Raw genomic sequence first — 14,356 nt, forward strand, 5'->3', positions numbered from 1 at the left:
AAGCGGACAAGGTGTGGTTATACCCCCCTGCTCGCCGTCATTATCGGGTAGATACCAACTAATTATTGGCTGATTCCCGTAAGCATAATGTAAAATTTGGCAGTGTTCCAATCTATCCGGTTACTTTAGCCCTGACAACGACGAACTCCTTATGCGCAACCGAATAACCCTGGCCAGTTTACTGCTGCTTACTCTTTTTTCGGCCTGCAAGCCCGGCAAAAAGAAGACTGATGAGGCCGACCAATCCACATCGACGGTGGTGAATGAGCCAATTCCGTATGACCTTGCCAACCCCGCACAGACGCATAAACTCCCCAGCGACCTGCGCGAAATTTCGGGCCTGAGTTATTACAAACCAGGTCGACTAGCCTGCGTGCAGGATGAGGTGGGCATGGTCTTTATCTACGATCTGGCTAAAAAGGCAGTGGTCGATAACCATGTTTTTGGCCCTAAAGGCGACTTTGAAGGGGTTGAATACGTGAACAAAACCCTCTATGCACTGCGCAGTGATGGAGAACTGTATGCCTTTGAACACGAAGACGGCAACGGTATCAAGATTATTGGCGGCGGCCCCCAAACGCGCCACATCAAGATAGACCTCCCAGGTAAGAATGACATGGAAGGACTGGGGTACGATCCCCAGCTAAACGCGCTGCTGCTGGCTACCAAAGATGGCCCCGGCTCTGACGACAAAAAGATCTATTTCTACAGCCTGAAGAACAAGACGCTGTTCCAGGGCTTCATCCTGAAGCAGGCCAACGTGGCCGCATTCGGGCTGGGCGACAAAAAATTCAAGCCGTCGGGCATTGCCGTTCACCCCCAAACGCACGACTATTACCTGCTATCGGCCGCGTCGAATCAACTGCTGGTGTGTACGGTGCAGGGCAAGGTAAAATCAGTGATAAAACTGGATAAAGACCTGCTTCCGCAAGCCGAAGGCATCTGTTTTCTGCCCGACGGTACGCTCTGCATCTCCAGCGAAGGCGACGGCAAAAAGGGCATTTTGGTACTATACAACATGAAGTCGTGACCGATAAAATTTCCCTACACCTCCACACCTAGAGCAAGCCCCGTCGTTGTCGCTTGGCCCCGTTGTCGCTTGGCTCATGCCGAGTGACCCATATCAAAGGGCCTCCGGCCCGTAGGTTGACTTTGCAGCAATAGGCCAACATGACTCAACGTCGCACTACGGGCCGGAGGCCCTTTGATATAGGTCACTCGGCATGAGCCAAGCGACAACGACGAGACAACGACGAGGCAACGGCAGTAAAATGCAATCGTGACCGCTAAAACTTTCCCACTACCCCCACACCCAAAGCGGGCATACCCATAGGCAGCGGTGTGAACGCGGCACCAACCTGCACCCGGTAATTTTGGCGTAACAGCGAGTTGTAGCGGGCAACCGATTTGTTTACCTGCGTATTGGCCACAATCACGGTACCGATGGCCAACACCGCACTACCACCGTAGATTGTCCAGTATTCGCCCGAATTGAAGCCCGACGACCGGGTTCGGGCCAGGAAATAAATGACAGGGCCCAGGGCCGTAAGGCGGCTCACAGTGGTCCAGACCCGGAAGTTGCGGTAGTGCCGGTTTACGATAGGGTCGTTTAACTCAAAAAAGGGTACCTCCAGCGAATAAGGGCCAGTAAGCTTTTTGCCTCCGTAGTAGTAAACGCTACCCAGCGATGAAGACCCTAACGCCCGCTCAATAGGCCGCAGATGCGCGGGAATGGGCGTGGTTCGGTAGAACGAGGTGTCGCGCTGGGCATGGGCAGTAGTAACAAAACCCGCTAATAACCAGATAGTTAGTTGTATACGTGTCAAGAGATTGCGTGAAAAGTAGGTGTCGACTGTAGTCAGAAACGAGCCGGCAGGACAGATTGTTGCCCGGTACTTTTTTGGGTGTTCTGATGTTGTTTTAGTATCCGTTATCCGTTTGTCCATGCTCTATAAAACCAAAGGAATTGCCCTTAGCTATATCCGTTACCGCGAATCATCCATTATTGTGCGGGTGTATACCGAGGCGTTTGGCCTGCAAAGCTACATCGTAAACGGGGTGCGGTCGGCCAAAAACAAAACCAATAGGATCGCGCTTTTCCAGCCCCTCACCCTGCTCGATATGGTGGTTTACCACCGCGACGACCGCGATCTGCACCGGCTGTCGGAGGTAAAAACGCCGTATCCGTTTCAGCATATTCCGTTTGAAGTAGCCAAATCGAGCCTCGCGCTATTCGTGACCGAGTTACTGAGCCGGACGCTGAAAGAAGAAGTAGGCAATCCGCATCTGTTCCGGTTTTTGCTCACGTCAATCGTATACCTGGAAGAGGCCACGGAGCAGTACGAAAACTTCCACCTCGCCTTCCTGCTCCAACTGGCTTCCTACCTGGGCTTTGGTCCCGAAAACGCGCAGGAGTTTGAAGATCAGCTTCGCGAACGGTCCCTCCCTTTCCTGGCCGACGATGCCATGACCGATGCCCTTAACACATTCATGAGCCAGCCCATTGGCACCCCCGTTCGCCTGACCCGCGCCCAGCGCGCCGACCTCCTCGACGCTCTTGTGGCCTATTACCGTATTCATTTCGATAACCTCGGCGACGTGAAATCGCTGGCCGTTTTGCGCGAAGTGCTAGGGTAAAAAGTGTTTTTACTATGTGTAATAATTTGGAATTACTATAAAATTTATAATATTAGTGCTCAAAAAATCACAACTAAGTCACAACAGAGGATTATGGACATATATACTATTCTATCTCTATTTTTAATTAGTACCAGTTCAATTGCACAAAATCATGAAGTTGTTCAAGTATTACAGCCTCAGCAATTTTATTTGAATGGAGGTAATCGTGCCATGATGGGTGGTAAATCGCGGGTGGCAATAGCAGTCACTCTTCCTCAAAATACAGTTGAGTGGTATTATACGTTTTCGGCTTTTCACTCTCCTGAGCAAGCCGCACAAGCTAGCCAGCAGTATAGTCTCTTTTCTAATTTAGTAAATACACTCGATCAAGTTGGCATAGCGTCTTTGAGTACAAAATTGATGCGGCCAACGGGTGCCGAAGTATGTGATGTGTTTCTACTTCCAGAGAATGAAAGGTTGCATTTTATAAATAAAGATGACAATTCACTTTTAGGTAGTGGTTCTGGCTTTCGTTGGTACGACATTGCCAGTAGGCAAAATTTCGTTTCAGGTGTTGTGCCTGTTAAACAAGCAAATCTGCAAGAGGGCATTTTCTATTTGGGTATCAGAAATCCTAGTGCAATGAGTGGTATCTATATTAACATTGAAGTAAATGCTGTTGTGAGGAAAGAACAGGAAAATGTTGCATCTGGATTTTCAATCTCAAATGATACTAATGTGCCTGTAGTTGTTCAATACAGTACCAATGGTATCAGTTGGCAACAGATGTCTTTGGTTTCTAGCGCTATGTATGCGGATAACTATATAAAAATTCCTTTGTCAATACGTATTAATTCCCTTTGCAAGGGTTTGATTACTTACAATATTCAAAGGGCAGGAAAATATACAATACGCTATTCCCAAGGTTGTTTAGAAATTCTTGCCTTGTAGTCTAGTTTCACTCTTTCACAAACTTGCGTTTCAATTCGAAATTCTGACCTAGATATAAGCGCCGCACCTGCTCGTCGCCGGCTAGTTCTTCGGCGGTGCCCTGCTTCAGAATTTTTCCCTCGAAGAGCAGGTATGCCCGGTCAGTAATGGAGAGGGTTTCGTTTACGTTGTGATCGGTAATGAGAATGCCGATGTTGCGGTGCTTGAGTTGCGCCACGATGGTCTGAATATCTTCGACGGCAATGGGGTCAACGCCTGCAAAGGGTTCGTCGAGGAGAATGAATTTGGGGTCTACAGCCAGCGCACGGGCAATCTCTGTCCGGCGACGTTCGCCGCCAGAGAGCACTTTACCCGCGTTTTTGCGCACATGGCCGAGGTTAAACTCTTCGATTAGCTCTTCACATTTTGCCCGTTGGTCGACCTTCGATTTGTTGGTCATTTCCAGCACAGCCAGAATGTTTTCTTCTACCGTGAGGTCGCGGAAAATAGACGCCTCCTGCGCCAGATAGCCCAATCCCAACCGGGCACGCTTGTACATGGGCTGATCGGTGATGTCGGTATCGTCGATGAAGACTTTGCCGCTATTGGGTTTTACCAGGCCCACGGCCATATAGAACGAGGTAGTTTTACCCGCGCCGTTTGGCCCCAGCAAGCCCACAATTTCGCCCTGCGCCACCTGATACGACACATCATTGTTGACTAGCCGGCTGCCGTATTTTTTTACTAAATGTTCGGTTCTGAGAATCATGTATGTGTATAGGAAACGGTCTTTTTGTCATCCCGACCGCACCCGGCGTCATCCGCGGTCCCCTTAAATCTTTATGTCTTTCAAATACAACTGCATGGTTGAGCGGTTGTTGAAATGATTCATTTCCAGGCTATAACAAATCGAGAACGGTTCGTCGGAGCGCAGGTGGTCGGCCCAGGCACCGAGGCCGAAACCCACCGCCGTGAACTGATGACCCGACCGCCGCTGCCGACAGGTGAACTTGATGTGCTTTTCTTTCATCAACATCGGTTCGCCCACCAGCACCACGTCTTCCGTGCAGAAAATTGGGGCCAGATTGTGCGGCCCAAACGGCGACATCTGCTTCATAACCCGGTAGAACTTATCGTTGATTTCGCTGAAATCGAGCGGCAGATCCACTTCTACGCGAGGTATGAGGTATTCGTCCAAAATTCGTTCCGACACCACCTGTTCAAATTTTTCGCGGAAAGCGTCGATGTTTTCAATCGGCATGGTCAGGCCCGCCGCGAAGGTGTGGCCACCAAACTGCTCAAGTAAATCGGCGCATTCTTCAATGGCCTCGTAGACATCGAACCCCGCCACCGACCGCGCCGACCCCGCCGCTTTGTCGTTCGATTGGGTCAGGATGATCGTGGGCCGGTAAAACTGCTCGATGCACCGCGAAGCCACTATACCGATAACGCCTTTGTGCCACGAAGCGTCGAACAAAACCGTCGATTTAGCATTAATTAACAGGTCGTTGCGCCGAATCATGTCCAGCGCCTGCTCGGTCATACCTTTGTCGAGGTCCTGCCGGTCTTTGTTGTGGGCGTGGAGGAAGTAGGCAAACTCTTCGGCTTCATCGAAGCTCTCGGCCAGGAGCAAATTCACGGCATCGCGGGCGTGCTTGATGCGCCCGGCAGCGTTGATGCGCGGCCCCAACCCAAACACCACATTGCCAATGTCGAGGTGCTTGTCTTTATGCGGGCACGCTTCATCGTCACGCATGAACCCGGCTACCCGCATCAGGGCCTGGAAGCCCGTGCGGGGGGCGGTGTTGAGTTGCTTTAGTCCATAATATGCCAACGCCCGGTTTTCGCCCGTAATGGGTACAATGTCGCAGGCAATACTCACGACCACCAGATCGAGGTATGGCCACAGGTCGTCAACGGGCAAACCCCACCGGCGGCATAGTGCCTGAAGCAGTTTAAACCCTACACCGCAACCCGTCAGTTCTTTATAAGGATACTGACAATCAGCGCGTTTTGGATCGAGCACGGCCACCGCGGCAGGAATCTCATTGCCCGGGCGGTGGTGGTCGCAGATGATGAAATCAACGCCGAGGGCGGTTGCTTCGGCCACACGGTCAATGGATTTGATCCCGCAGTCGAGGGCAATGATCAGGGTAAAACCATTGTCGGCGGCGTATTGAATACCCGCTCTCGAGATCCCGTAGCCTTCTTTGTAACGATCGGGAATATAATGGTCGAGGTGTTCGTAGTGGGTGCGCAGAAAGCCGTACATCAGCGACACCGACGTGGTACCATCTACGTCGTAGTCGCCGTAAATGAGTATCTTTTCCTGCCGATGCATGGCCAGTGTGATCCGGTCTACGGCCCGGTCCATGTCGCGCATCTGGAAAGGGTCGTGCAGATGGGTCAGTTCGGGCCGGAAAAAGTAGCGGGCTTCGTCGAATGAATAAACCCCCCGCTGCACCAGCAGAGAAGCCAGAAACGGGCTGACGTTCAGGACCTGTACCAGATCGGCCACGGCCTGTTGTTCGTCAGGTCGGTCGGGAAAAGGTTTGAAAAGCCAGCGTTTTGAAGGCGGTGCGGGGTGCGTAATCATGCGACGGGTGAACAAGGCATCAGTACGCAAGTTAATTTCGTTTCTTCCAAAACAGTTTCGCCCATGCTTATTTTCCTGGCCGCCTTGCTGGTACTACTGCACTCACCTGCGTCTCCGCCCCGCAAAGCCACACTCACCGTAGAAATCCGAAATATTCAGGAGGCTGACGGGCGAATTCAACTGGGTCTATTTAAGCCGTCACCCAATTTTCCCGACAAGTGTAAGCCCTTTGAAGCCCGCATGATTGCCGCCACCAAAGGCAGTGTACGGCTCGCTTTCGACGTTGAACCTGGCGAGTATGCGCTGGCAGCCTACCACGATGTTAACAGTAACGGCAGGCTGGACACGCGTCTGTTTGGTATCCCCAAAGAGCCCTATGGATTCAGCAATAACGTGCGCCCGCGTATGTCGGCACCTACCTTCGCCGACTGTAGGGTGGTTATGGGCGACGCCAACAAAGCCATTTATATTCTGTTGAAATGACCCTACTCACATGAAAAACAGTTTCTTTATCCTGGTTTTTAATTTACTCTGTATCAGGGCTATGGCCCAAACGGGCGGCGAAGTATGTGCCCAGGGGAAAACCCGTTTTTTCGGGCAGCCGGGGCGGTTCAGTCCGCAGCAGGCCCGGCTAGCACCAGATATCCAGTCGGCGGGCGACGCCAGCATCGACGTCACCTATTACGGGCTGAACCTCAACCTGACGTATATTCCCAGCTACCTGCGCGGGGTGGCAACGGTGGCCGTCAAACCAGCTACCACCAGCCTGAGCAGCTTTTTTCTGGACCTCAACTCGGCCCTGCGCGTCGACTCGGTAAAGGTCGGCAACGGGCGGCTGGCGTTCTCACACGCAAACAATCGCCTCACGATAACCCTCCCGCAGACACTGGCCGTGGGGCAAACCCAGCGCCTGTTGGTGTACTACCAGGGCCTGCCCGTGAGCGCCGACGGCGCCTTCGCATTTACCACCCACGATAACACCAAAGATCCGCTTATCTATAGCCTTAGCGAGCCCTACGGTGCTTCAGACTGGTTTCCGTGCAAAGACACCCCCGCCGACAAAGCCGACTCGTCGGCTGTGAGTATCACGGCCCCACCCACGTTCGTGTCGGTCTCGAACGGACTCCTGCAGCGCGTTATCAACAACATCGACGGAACGAAGACGTATTTCTGGAAAAACAGCTACCCCATTGCCCAGTACCTGATCTCCATTGCCTGCACCAACTACACACAATACGACACGCCATTGACCTACCAGGGCCAGACTATGCCCGTGACGCATTATATTTTCCCCGAAGATTTGGCCGCCGCCAAGCCCATTATCGACCAGACCAATGACATGATCAGGGTCTTTTCCGATCGGTTTGGCATCTATCCCTTCATCCGGGAAAAGTATGGCCATGCCGAATTTGGCAAGAATCAGGGCGGCATGGAACACCAGACCGTTTCGTCGATGGACCACAATGCGCTGCTCGACCGGAACGTGGTTTCGCATGAACTGATGCACCAGTGGTTTGGCGACAAGATCACCTGCCGTGACTGGCAAAATATCTGGCTCAACGAAGGATTTGCTTCCTACGGCGAAGCCATCTACCAGGAGTCATTGGGCGGAAAAGCAGCTTATCAGAGCTACATGAACACGACTTTTGCCAGCCGGGCAAAAGCAGCCACCGGTACTGTCTACGCTCAGAACGTGGGAAGTGTCAATGCCATTTTCGACTATAACCGGACGTACTGTAAAGGTGCCTGGGTGTTGCACATGCTGCGCGGTGTGCTGGGCGACAGCACGTTTTTTAAGGGCATGAAAGCTTACGTAGCCTCACCAGCGGCCTATAGCACCGCCATAACGGAAGACTACCAGCGCGTGATGGAGCAGGCGTCGGGCAAAGACCTGAACTACTTTTTTAAGGAGTGGATTTACGGCGAAAAGTACCCGGTATACACCTATTCGGTAGCCCCCATTGCCAACACCAACCAGGCCATTTTGCGCATCAGTCAGGCTGCCAGTACCAACCCAACGTCGTTCACCATGCCTATACAGGTAACCGTGCAGTCGGCGGGGGGCAGTCAGCTCGTTACCGTGGTGAATGACCAACCCGTGCAATCGTTTACCATTGCGGGCAGCGGCCCCATCACCGGTATTGCATTCGACCCCGACAACTGGATTCTGAAAACGGCTACGCAGGTTGACCCTCCGGTAAATACCACGCCCGTAGTACTGGCTACCGAATCCACACGTAATTCGTTGGAGGTATATCCCAATCCTAGCCACGATCAGCTCACGGTGACGTTTAGTACCCAGACGGCGGGACCCATAACGCTATCGCTGGTGAATACGCTGGGGCAAACAGTGTCGTCACAATCGGAAGTAAACGTGCTGGCTGGCTCCCAGAAACGCATTCTTCCCCTTCGCCAACTTGCCGCTGGCGCTTACATTCTACGCCTCCAAACCGTCGATGGGGCGCAGCGGGCGGGGATATTGGTGAAGTAGAAAAAGGGAGTTTACCGTTTAAAGTCTAAGGTCTAACGTTAAACTCCCTCATGCGCTTTCTCCTTCCTCTGCTTCTTATTACCCAATTGGCTGTTGCTCAGGGCGGTCTGGGTATTACAGGTCACAATCACGTAGCCCTGCACGTGAAAGATATTCCCACCAGTGCCGCCTTTTTTCGCGACGTGATGGGCCTGACTCCCATCCCCGTACCCGATAACCTGAAAACGACCCGTGCCTGGTTCGATATGAAAAACGGGCAGATGATTCACCTGCTCTCAGGACGGACTAGCCAGATTAATCACGATAAGAACGGTAGTCACTTGGCGCTGTTTGTAGCCGACATTGCCAAATCAGAAGCCTTTCTGTCGGCCAAAAACATTCCCTTCCACAAGCAGGTCCGCTTCGACGGCGTTACCCAGATTTATTTCTCCGACCCCGACGGGTATTTGTGGGAATTGAACGAGAAAAAGTAGGCCGTGAGCAGTGGCAGTAGCTCATGACAGAAAAGTACGTTCGTGTTAGCACTGCCTGCTGAAAATGGGCCATTCCCTAAGTTGCCTATGGACTCTGTTAACAATAGGTAGCTTTCCATAGTTATGTGATTATATATGGCCAGTTAGGCATCTATTTATCAACGAGTTTTTAGGTAAGAATTTTTAGCTAAGTAGCCAATATAGCTCCTCAGTAAACTGATCTTGTCCCTAAATAACGGAATTGACCTTTTGTTAACCGTCTCAACGTCTCCTTACATGAAGCTCAGTGATTACACAGCCTCTCCTGCCGATTCGTCGGCCATCATTGAAACAACCAGTACGCCTGTTGTAGAAACTAAACGCGTGCCGGTGGCTGTGAAACAGCCTGTGCAGCCTGCAGAACCGGTTTCTGCCGAAAAAAATCTACCCGAACACCTTCTTTGTTTCTCGCATTTACGGTGGAATTTCGTGTATCAACGTCCACAGCACCTGATGAGCCGTGCCAGCGAAGGCATGAAAGTCTGGTTTTTGGAAGAACCTATCTGGGGCAACGAGTTGCGCGTTGAGGTGCGATCAGAGGGCGAGAATCTGACCATATTGGTGCCGCACATTCCGCATGGCACACCGTTTGACGACGTGCTGGCCTACCAGCGCCGTATGATCGACCAACTCATTGAGACTGAACGTATAACTGAGTTCGTTAGCTGGTATTATACGCCCATGGCGCTGATGTTCAGTGACCACCTTACTCCTACCCGTACCGTTTATGACTGCATGGACGAACTGTCGGCGTTTTTGGGTGCCCCACGTGAGTTAATTGATCTGGAGTCAAAATTAATGGCGCAGGCAGATCAGGTGTTCACGGGTGGGTATAGTTTGTATGAGGCCAAGCGCAACCGCCACGCCAACGTGCATGCGTTTCCAAGCAGCATTGACTTCGCCCATTTCTCGAAAGCCCGCAAACGGCAGGCCGACCCCGCCGATCAGGCTCATATTGCGCACCCGCGCATTGGCTTCTCAGGCGTAGTCGACGAGCGTTTCGATGTGCAGTTGCTTCGTGAAATGGCCCAACGCCGGCCCGATTGGCAGTTTATCGTTATTGGCCCAGTTGTGAAAATTGACCCGGCTACCTTGCCCCATAGCGACAACGTGCATTATCTGGGTATGAAGTCGTATAAAGAATTGCCCGCCTATTTCAGCGGCTGGGATGTAGCCATGTTACCTTTCGCGCTCAACGAATCGACGAAATTTATCAGCCCAACCAAAACGCCTGAATACCTGGCCGCTGGTCTGCCCACGGTTTCGACTCCCATTCGCGACGTGGTACGTACTTATGGTGAGCGCGGTTTCACGCAGATTGCTGCCACCGCCGAGGCTTTTGAAACGGCTATTGAGAAAGCCCTGAACAAAGAGCACCCTACCGATTGGAACGCTATTGACAAGTTCCTGACCGAGAACTCATGGGATATCACCTGGGGGAAAATGAGCCGGGAGATCGTGAAATGATTTACGATGGACGACTTACGATTTATGATTTGTTGCTTTCGCAAGCGCATGATTACTTTGGCGAAAGCAACAAATCATAAATCGTAAGTCGTCCATCGTAAATCATTTCAACCTTTTGGCACTACCAGCACCACATCTTCTTTTTCTACCACGACCTGGCCCTCAGCCAGGCCTTTTGGTTTACGGACATATTTTTTGGGCGTTACAATGACCGGGCAGAGGCTGTCGGTGCGGCGTTTCGAGTTCCAGGCAGCCAGTTCGGCCGCGCGTTCGATCACCGTTTTTGGAAACGGTTTGCCCGCCCGGTACTTGATCACCACGTGCGACCCTGAGACGTCGCGGGCGTGTAGCCACAGGTCGTCTTTGTAAGTGTATCGCTGCGTGAGCAGGTCGTTGTTTTTGGCATTTTTGCCAATCCTGATTGTGAAGCCTTCGTAAATCACTTCCTTAAACAATTCAGTCGGGTCGGTTGTGATGGCGGCATCGAGCAGGGTATGTTGCTTGATGTATTTGCGCAGTTCTTTCAGCGACTGCATGGGCTCAATAACCGCCTTGTCGGCCTTGATTTGGGCTATTTCGGCTTCGCGGAGAGCAATTTGCTCGTGAATATGGTCGATCTCGATTCGCTCATTCTTCGACTTCCGGTAGTACATTTCGGCGTTGCGCTGCGGCGACAGTTCAGGCTTAAGCCGGATCGTTACGGGCGTGTCGTTCCGGTAAAAATCGGCCACCGTCACCGTCTCTGGTGATCGTCCGCCGGGCCGTACGTCAATCGTGTGGAGGTTGGCCATCAGCAGGTTGCCTAGTTCTTCATGACTTGGCCCCTCGTCGCGGCTGATGAGCCGTTGCAGGTTTGCGTCGAGTTGCGATTGCGCCCGTTTCAGCCGTTTGTCAAGCAGCCGAAGTACCTCAGCCCGCTCCCGTTCAACGTTGTTTTGGCCATTGAATGAAATGTAAAAACTGCTCGACGCTTCCAGCGGCCCAGTGTAGGTGCGCAACGGTTCGCTGATCGGCACCAGGCTTAGCGTGGGCTTGTGCTCAAACCGCACCAGTGTATAGGTTGGGGTTTCAAACTCCGCCACCACCGACTGCAGCAAGGGCCAGTCGACTGGTTTTCCGGCTTCTTCGGCGCGCTGATTCAGGTAGGCGCGCACTACCTTGCCAAACGTAGGAAACAGCTTCCGGTAGTCGCCACCCGCCGCATCATACGCCGCCTCTGACTGGTCGATGGGCCGGTCGAGCGTGTCGAGGCGCAGGTTGTTGTCGCCGGCCAGCTTGTGGTTGAACAGTTCGATTACGATGTTTTCGTGGAAGGCCAGCAGGTTGGGGCGGTTACCAAAAAACTTGAATAGCAGCGTGTAATTATCCGTCAGATCAATAGCCAGGCATCGTTCATTCAGAAACGACCGCACCCCCAAAACGGCCTTTCCGGGCTGCTCGGTTACTTTTTCGCCCGCTTCATCAGCTTCCCCCGATGCCCCAGAGGTGAGCGCCTCGAATAGGTCGACACTGTTGGTTCGTGCCCGGCGCACATCGTCAGCAAAGAGCAAACCAGAAAATTCGGGGCGGAGCGAGGCTTTGATAAAGAACGGCTTGTAGTAGTTGATTTTGCCCCGTGCCTGCGCAAACACCAGCACCACCTCGTCGCGATCCTGACTGAAGCAGTCTACGAAAAACAGCCCGCGCAGCCGCTCCTGAAGCGCAGGCGCCACCTGCCGCAGAAAATAGTAGTTAGTGTGCATGGAAAAGGCTGGCCAGATGTGGGGCAACTGCCTCGGTAAAGGTAAACAACGCGGCGGGAAGGGGGTTTAATGAACAATGTATAATGAACAATGTACAATGGGCTTACGCGTCAGCCTGCATATGCGCAAGCTCATTGTACATTGTTCATTATACATTGTTCATTAAAGAAACTCAACATGAGCAAGCAAACCACGCAACCGACCGTCCGCGATACCGCCGACAAAACCAAGAAGCACGAGCTAAATACGAATGTACCTGACGAAAAGCAGGGCAAGACATCACGCGGCAAGCACAGCAGCAAGCAGAGCGAAGAGGATGACCATTCACCCCAGGGACGTCAGCAAACGCCGGGTGGCAAAACCAAAACCGAACTAGCTAACGAGCGTGGCGGTCATGGTCATTCAGGCAATGCCACAGGTTCAGGCAGCGATTCCAACGCCGAATCGAAGAAATAAAAGGACATTGGTGTGCTACAACCAGATTAGCCGGGCGCTGATGGCTACGCGCGGGTTGCCGGAACGCCGGACCGCCTTCGACAAGCTCAGGGTGACAGGAAACTAGAGTCAGGTTCACTGAATTGATTCAAGGTTGTTGTCACCCTGAGCTTGTCGAAGGCGGTCCGGCGTTCCGGCAACCCGCGCGTAGCCATCAGCGCCCGGCTAATCTGGTTGTAGCACACTAACCAATAAGCCCCGCCTTGAGCAAATCAGGGCGGGGCTTGTTCATTAACAATCAGTCAATTACGCTGCTATTTCCTGCTTAATCGCACTTAGTTCCTGCCCTATCTTGGTGAAAGCAGCAATGGCTTTTTCAAGGTGCTCCTGCTCGTGACTGGCCGAAATCTGCACCCGAATACGGGCTTTGCCCTGCGGTACAACCGGATAGAAGAACCCGATCACGTAAATACCCTCGTCGAGCAACTTGGCGGCGAAAGTCTGCGCCAGTTTGGCGTCGTAGAGCATGATGGGTACAATGGGGTGTTCGCCGGGCAAAATATCGAAACCGGCGGCTGTCATGGCCTCACGGAAATAACGGGTGTTGTTTTCCAGCTTGTCGCGCAGGGCAGTTGATTCTTGCAGCATATCAAGCACTTTCAGCGACGCACCCACAATGGCCGGGGCCAGCGTGTTGGAGAACAGATAGGGCCGCGACCGCTGCCGCAGCAGGTCCACGATCTCTTTCCGCGCCGCTGTAAAGCCACCCGACGCGCCACCCAGCGCCTTACCATACGTGCCCGTGATGATGTCGATCCGGCCCAGCACGTTCCGATATTCGGGCGTACCGCGACCGGTCTTGCCCACGAATCCGCTGGCGTGGCACTCATCAACCATCACCATCGCGTTGTACTGGTCGGCGAGGTCACAGATCTTGTCGAGTTGGGCAATGGTGCCGTCCATTGAGAACACGCCGTCGGTCACGATCAGGATACGGCGCGAACCGGCTGCTGCCTGAAGCTGCGTTTCCAGATCGACCATGTTATTGTGCTTGTAGCGAAACCGTTTCGCCTTGCACAACCGGATACCGTCGATGATAGACGCGTGGTTCATTTCGTCGGAAATAACGGCGTCTTCCTCGTTCAATAGTGGCTCGAAAACGCCGCCGTTGGCATCAAACGCCGCCGCGTAGAGGATGCAGTCTTCGGCACCCACAAACTCGGCGGTGCGCTGCTCCAGTTCTTTGTGGATGTCCTGCGTGCCGCAAATAAACCGCACACTCGACATACCAAAACCGTGGCTATCGAGCGTATCGTGCGCCGCCTGAATCACCGCCGGGTCCGACGACAGGCCGAGGTAGTTGTTGGCGCAGAAGTTGAGCACCTCGCGCCCGTCTTTCACCGCAATCACCGACGACTGTGGCGTCACGATAATGCGCTCGGTCTTGTATAAACCGGCCTCTTTAATGCTGTTCAGCTCCTGCTGAAGTTGGTCTTTAATAGCTCCGTACATATGGCTTAGATTTTTAAAAAGAACGCTGATGACGCTGATTGGCACGGATTTT

General features: G+C 52.8%; 13 protein-coding genes. 8 read left to right on the forward strand and 5 right to left on the reverse strand.

What is annotated here, in order from left to right; all coding sequences use genetic code 11:
• Positions 1-151: 151 nt before the first annotated feature.
• On the forward strand, positions 152-1,030 hold the full coding sequence (locus J2I47_RS08550) for an SdiA-regulated domain-containing protein (protein WP_207364144.1): 879 nt from the start codon (positions 152-154) through the stop codon (positions 1,028-1,030).
• Between the two features lie 256 nt (positions 1,031-1,286).
• Here J2I47_RS08550 and J2I47_RS08555 read toward each other — a convergent pair whose 3' ends face one another.
• Positions 1,287-1,826 carry a hypothetical protein gene (locus tag J2I47_RS08555; protein ID WP_229374415.1) on the reverse strand — a complete coding sequence of 180 codons (540 nt, stop codon included), beginning with the start codon at positions 1,824-1,826 and terminating at the stop codon, positions 1,287-1,289.
• 118 nt (positions 1,827-1,944) lie between these two features.
• Here J2I47_RS08555 and recO point away from each other — a divergent pair, with 118 nt between their 5' ends.
• Both recO and J2I47_RS08565 read left to right on the forward strand, forming a co-directional pair.
• A complete protein-coding gene (recO, locus tag J2I47_RS08560; protein ID WP_207364145.1) occupies positions 1,945-2,637 on the forward strand; it encodes a DNA repair protein RecO in 693 nt (230 codons plus the stop codon).
• Between the two features lie 93 nt (positions 2,638-2,730).
• Entirely contained in the window at positions 2,731-3,570 is an 840-nt protein-coding gene (locus tag J2I47_RS08565) for a hypothetical protein (RefSeq protein WP_207364146.1), read from the forward strand.
• A 7-nt stretch (positions 3,571-3,577) separates the two neighbouring features.
• On the opposite strand, the gene lptB is transcribed toward J2I47_RS08565, so the two are convergent.
• Both lptB and recJ read right to left on the reverse strand, forming a co-directional pair.
• The gene (lptB, locus tag J2I47_RS08570) at positions 3,578-4,318 is read right to left on the reverse strand and encodes an LPS export ABC transporter ATP-binding protein (RefSeq protein ID WP_207364147.1); all 741 of its coding nucleotides are present in this window, start codon (positions 4,316-4,318) and stop codon (positions 3,578-3,580) included.
• A gap of 63 nt (positions 4,319-4,381) precedes the next feature.
• The gene (gene recJ / locus J2I47_RS08575; RefSeq protein ID WP_207364148.1) at positions 4,382-6,145 is read right to left on the reverse strand and encodes a single-stranded-DNA-specific exonuclease RecJ; all 1,764 of its coding nucleotides are present in this window, start codon (positions 6,143-6,145) and stop codon (positions 4,382-4,384) included.
• A gap of 63 nt (positions 6,146-6,208) precedes the next feature.
• Between recJ and J2I47_RS08580 the strand changes: the two genes are divergently transcribed.
• The 4 genes from J2I47_RS08580 (at position 6,209) to J2I47_RS08595 (ending at position 10,615) form a co-directional block, all read left to right on the forward strand.
• Entirely contained in the window at positions 6,209-6,628 is a 420-nt protein-coding gene (locus tag J2I47_RS08580; RefSeq protein ID WP_207364149.1) for a DUF2141 domain-containing protein, read from the forward strand.
• Between the two features lie 10 nt (positions 6,629-6,638).
• Positions 6,639-8,636 carry a M1 family metallopeptidase gene (locus J2I47_RS08585; protein WP_207364150.1) on the forward strand — a complete coding sequence of 666 codons (1,998 nt, stop codon included), beginning with the start codon at positions 6,639-6,641 and terminating at the stop codon, positions 8,634-8,636.
• Positions 8,637-8,686: 50 nt separating this feature from the next.
• Entirely contained in the window at positions 8,687-9,109 is a 423-nt protein-coding gene (locus J2I47_RS08590) for a VOC family protein (protein ID WP_207364151.1), read from the forward strand.
• 276 nt (positions 9,110-9,385) lie between these two features.
• Positions 9,386-10,615: a glycosyltransferase family 1 protein gene (locus J2I47_RS08595; RefSeq protein WP_207364152.1), complete on the forward strand. Its 1,230-nt coding sequence runs from the start codon at positions 9,386-9,388 to the stop codon at positions 10,613-10,615.
• Between the two features lie 107 nt (positions 10,616-10,722).
• On the opposite strand, the gene J2I47_RS08600 is transcribed toward J2I47_RS08595, so the two are convergent.
• Positions 10,723-12,357: an NFACT RNA binding domain-containing protein gene (locus J2I47_RS08600; protein WP_207364153.1), complete on the reverse strand. Its 1,635-nt coding sequence runs from the start codon at positions 12,355-12,357 to the stop codon at positions 10,723-10,725.
• 177 nt (positions 12,358-12,534) lie between these two features.
• Here J2I47_RS08600 and J2I47_RS08605 point away from each other — a divergent pair, with 177 nt between their 5' ends.
• Positions 12,535-12,813 (forward strand): hypothetical protein, encoded by a 279-nt coding sequence (locus J2I47_RS08605; protein WP_207364154.1) that lies wholly within the window; start codon positions 12,535-12,537, stop codon positions 12,811-12,813.
• Positions 12,814-13,098: 285 nt separating this feature from the next.
• On the opposite strand, the gene kbl is transcribed toward J2I47_RS08605, so the two are convergent.
• Entirely contained in the window at positions 13,099-14,304 is a 1,206-nt protein-coding gene (gene kbl, locus J2I47_RS08610; protein ID WP_207364155.1) for a glycine C-acetyltransferase, read from the reverse strand.
• Between the last annotated feature and the right edge of the window lie 52 nt (positions 14,305-14,356).

Origin of the sequence: Fibrella rubiginis (assembly GCF_017353185.1) — a bacterium.
Classification (GTDB): domain Bacteria; phylum Bacteroidota; class Bacteroidia; order Cytophagales; family Spirosomataceae; genus Fibrella; species Fibrella rubiginis.

Bases quoted from the DNA above. Each gene is read 5' to 3' on its own strand.
- J2I47_RS08550 (WP_207364144.1), top strand. From the start codon at position 152: ATGCGCAACCGAATAACCCTGGCCAGTTTACTGCTGCTTACTCTTTTT.
- recO (WP_207364145.1), top strand. From the start codon at position 1,945: ATGCTCTATAAAACCAAAGGAATTGCCCTTAGCTATATCCGTTACCGC.
- J2I47_RS08565 (WP_207364146.1), top strand. From the start codon at position 2,731: ATGGACATATATACTATTCTATCTCTATTTTTAATTAGTACCAGTTCA.
- lptB (WP_207364147.1), bottom strand. From the start codon at position 4,318: ATGATTCTCAGAACCGAACATTTAGTAAAAAAATACGGCAGCCGGCTA.
- recJ (WP_207364148.1), bottom strand. From the start codon at position 6,145: ATGATTACGCACCCCGCACCGCCTTCAAAACGCTGGCTTTTCAAACCT.
- J2I47_RS08580 (WP_207364149.1), top strand. From the start codon at position 6,209: ATGCTTATTTTCCTGGCCGCCTTGCTGGTACTACTGCACTCACCTGCG.
- J2I47_RS08585 (WP_207364150.1), top strand. From the start codon at position 6,639: ATGAAAAACAGTTTCTTTATCCTGGTTTTTAATTTACTCTGTATCAGG.
- J2I47_RS08590 (WP_207364151.1), top strand. From the start codon at position 8,687: ATGCGCTTTCTCCTTCCTCTGCTTCTTATTACCCAATTGGCTGTTGCT.
- J2I47_RS08595 (WP_207364152.1), top strand. From the start codon at position 9,386: ATGAAGCTCAGTGATTACACAGCCTCTCCTGCCGATTCGTCGGCCATC.
- J2I47_RS08600 (WP_207364153.1), bottom strand. From the start codon at position 12,357: ATGCACACTAACTACTATTTTCTGCGGCAGGTGGCGCCTGCGCTTCAG.
- J2I47_RS08605 (WP_207364154.1), top strand. From the start codon at position 12,535: ATGAGCAAGCAAACCACGCAACCGACCGTCCGCGATACCGCCGACAAA.
- kbl (WP_207364155.1), bottom strand. From the start codon at position 14,304: ATGTACGGAGCTATTAAAGACCAACTTCAGCAGGAGCTGAACAGCATT.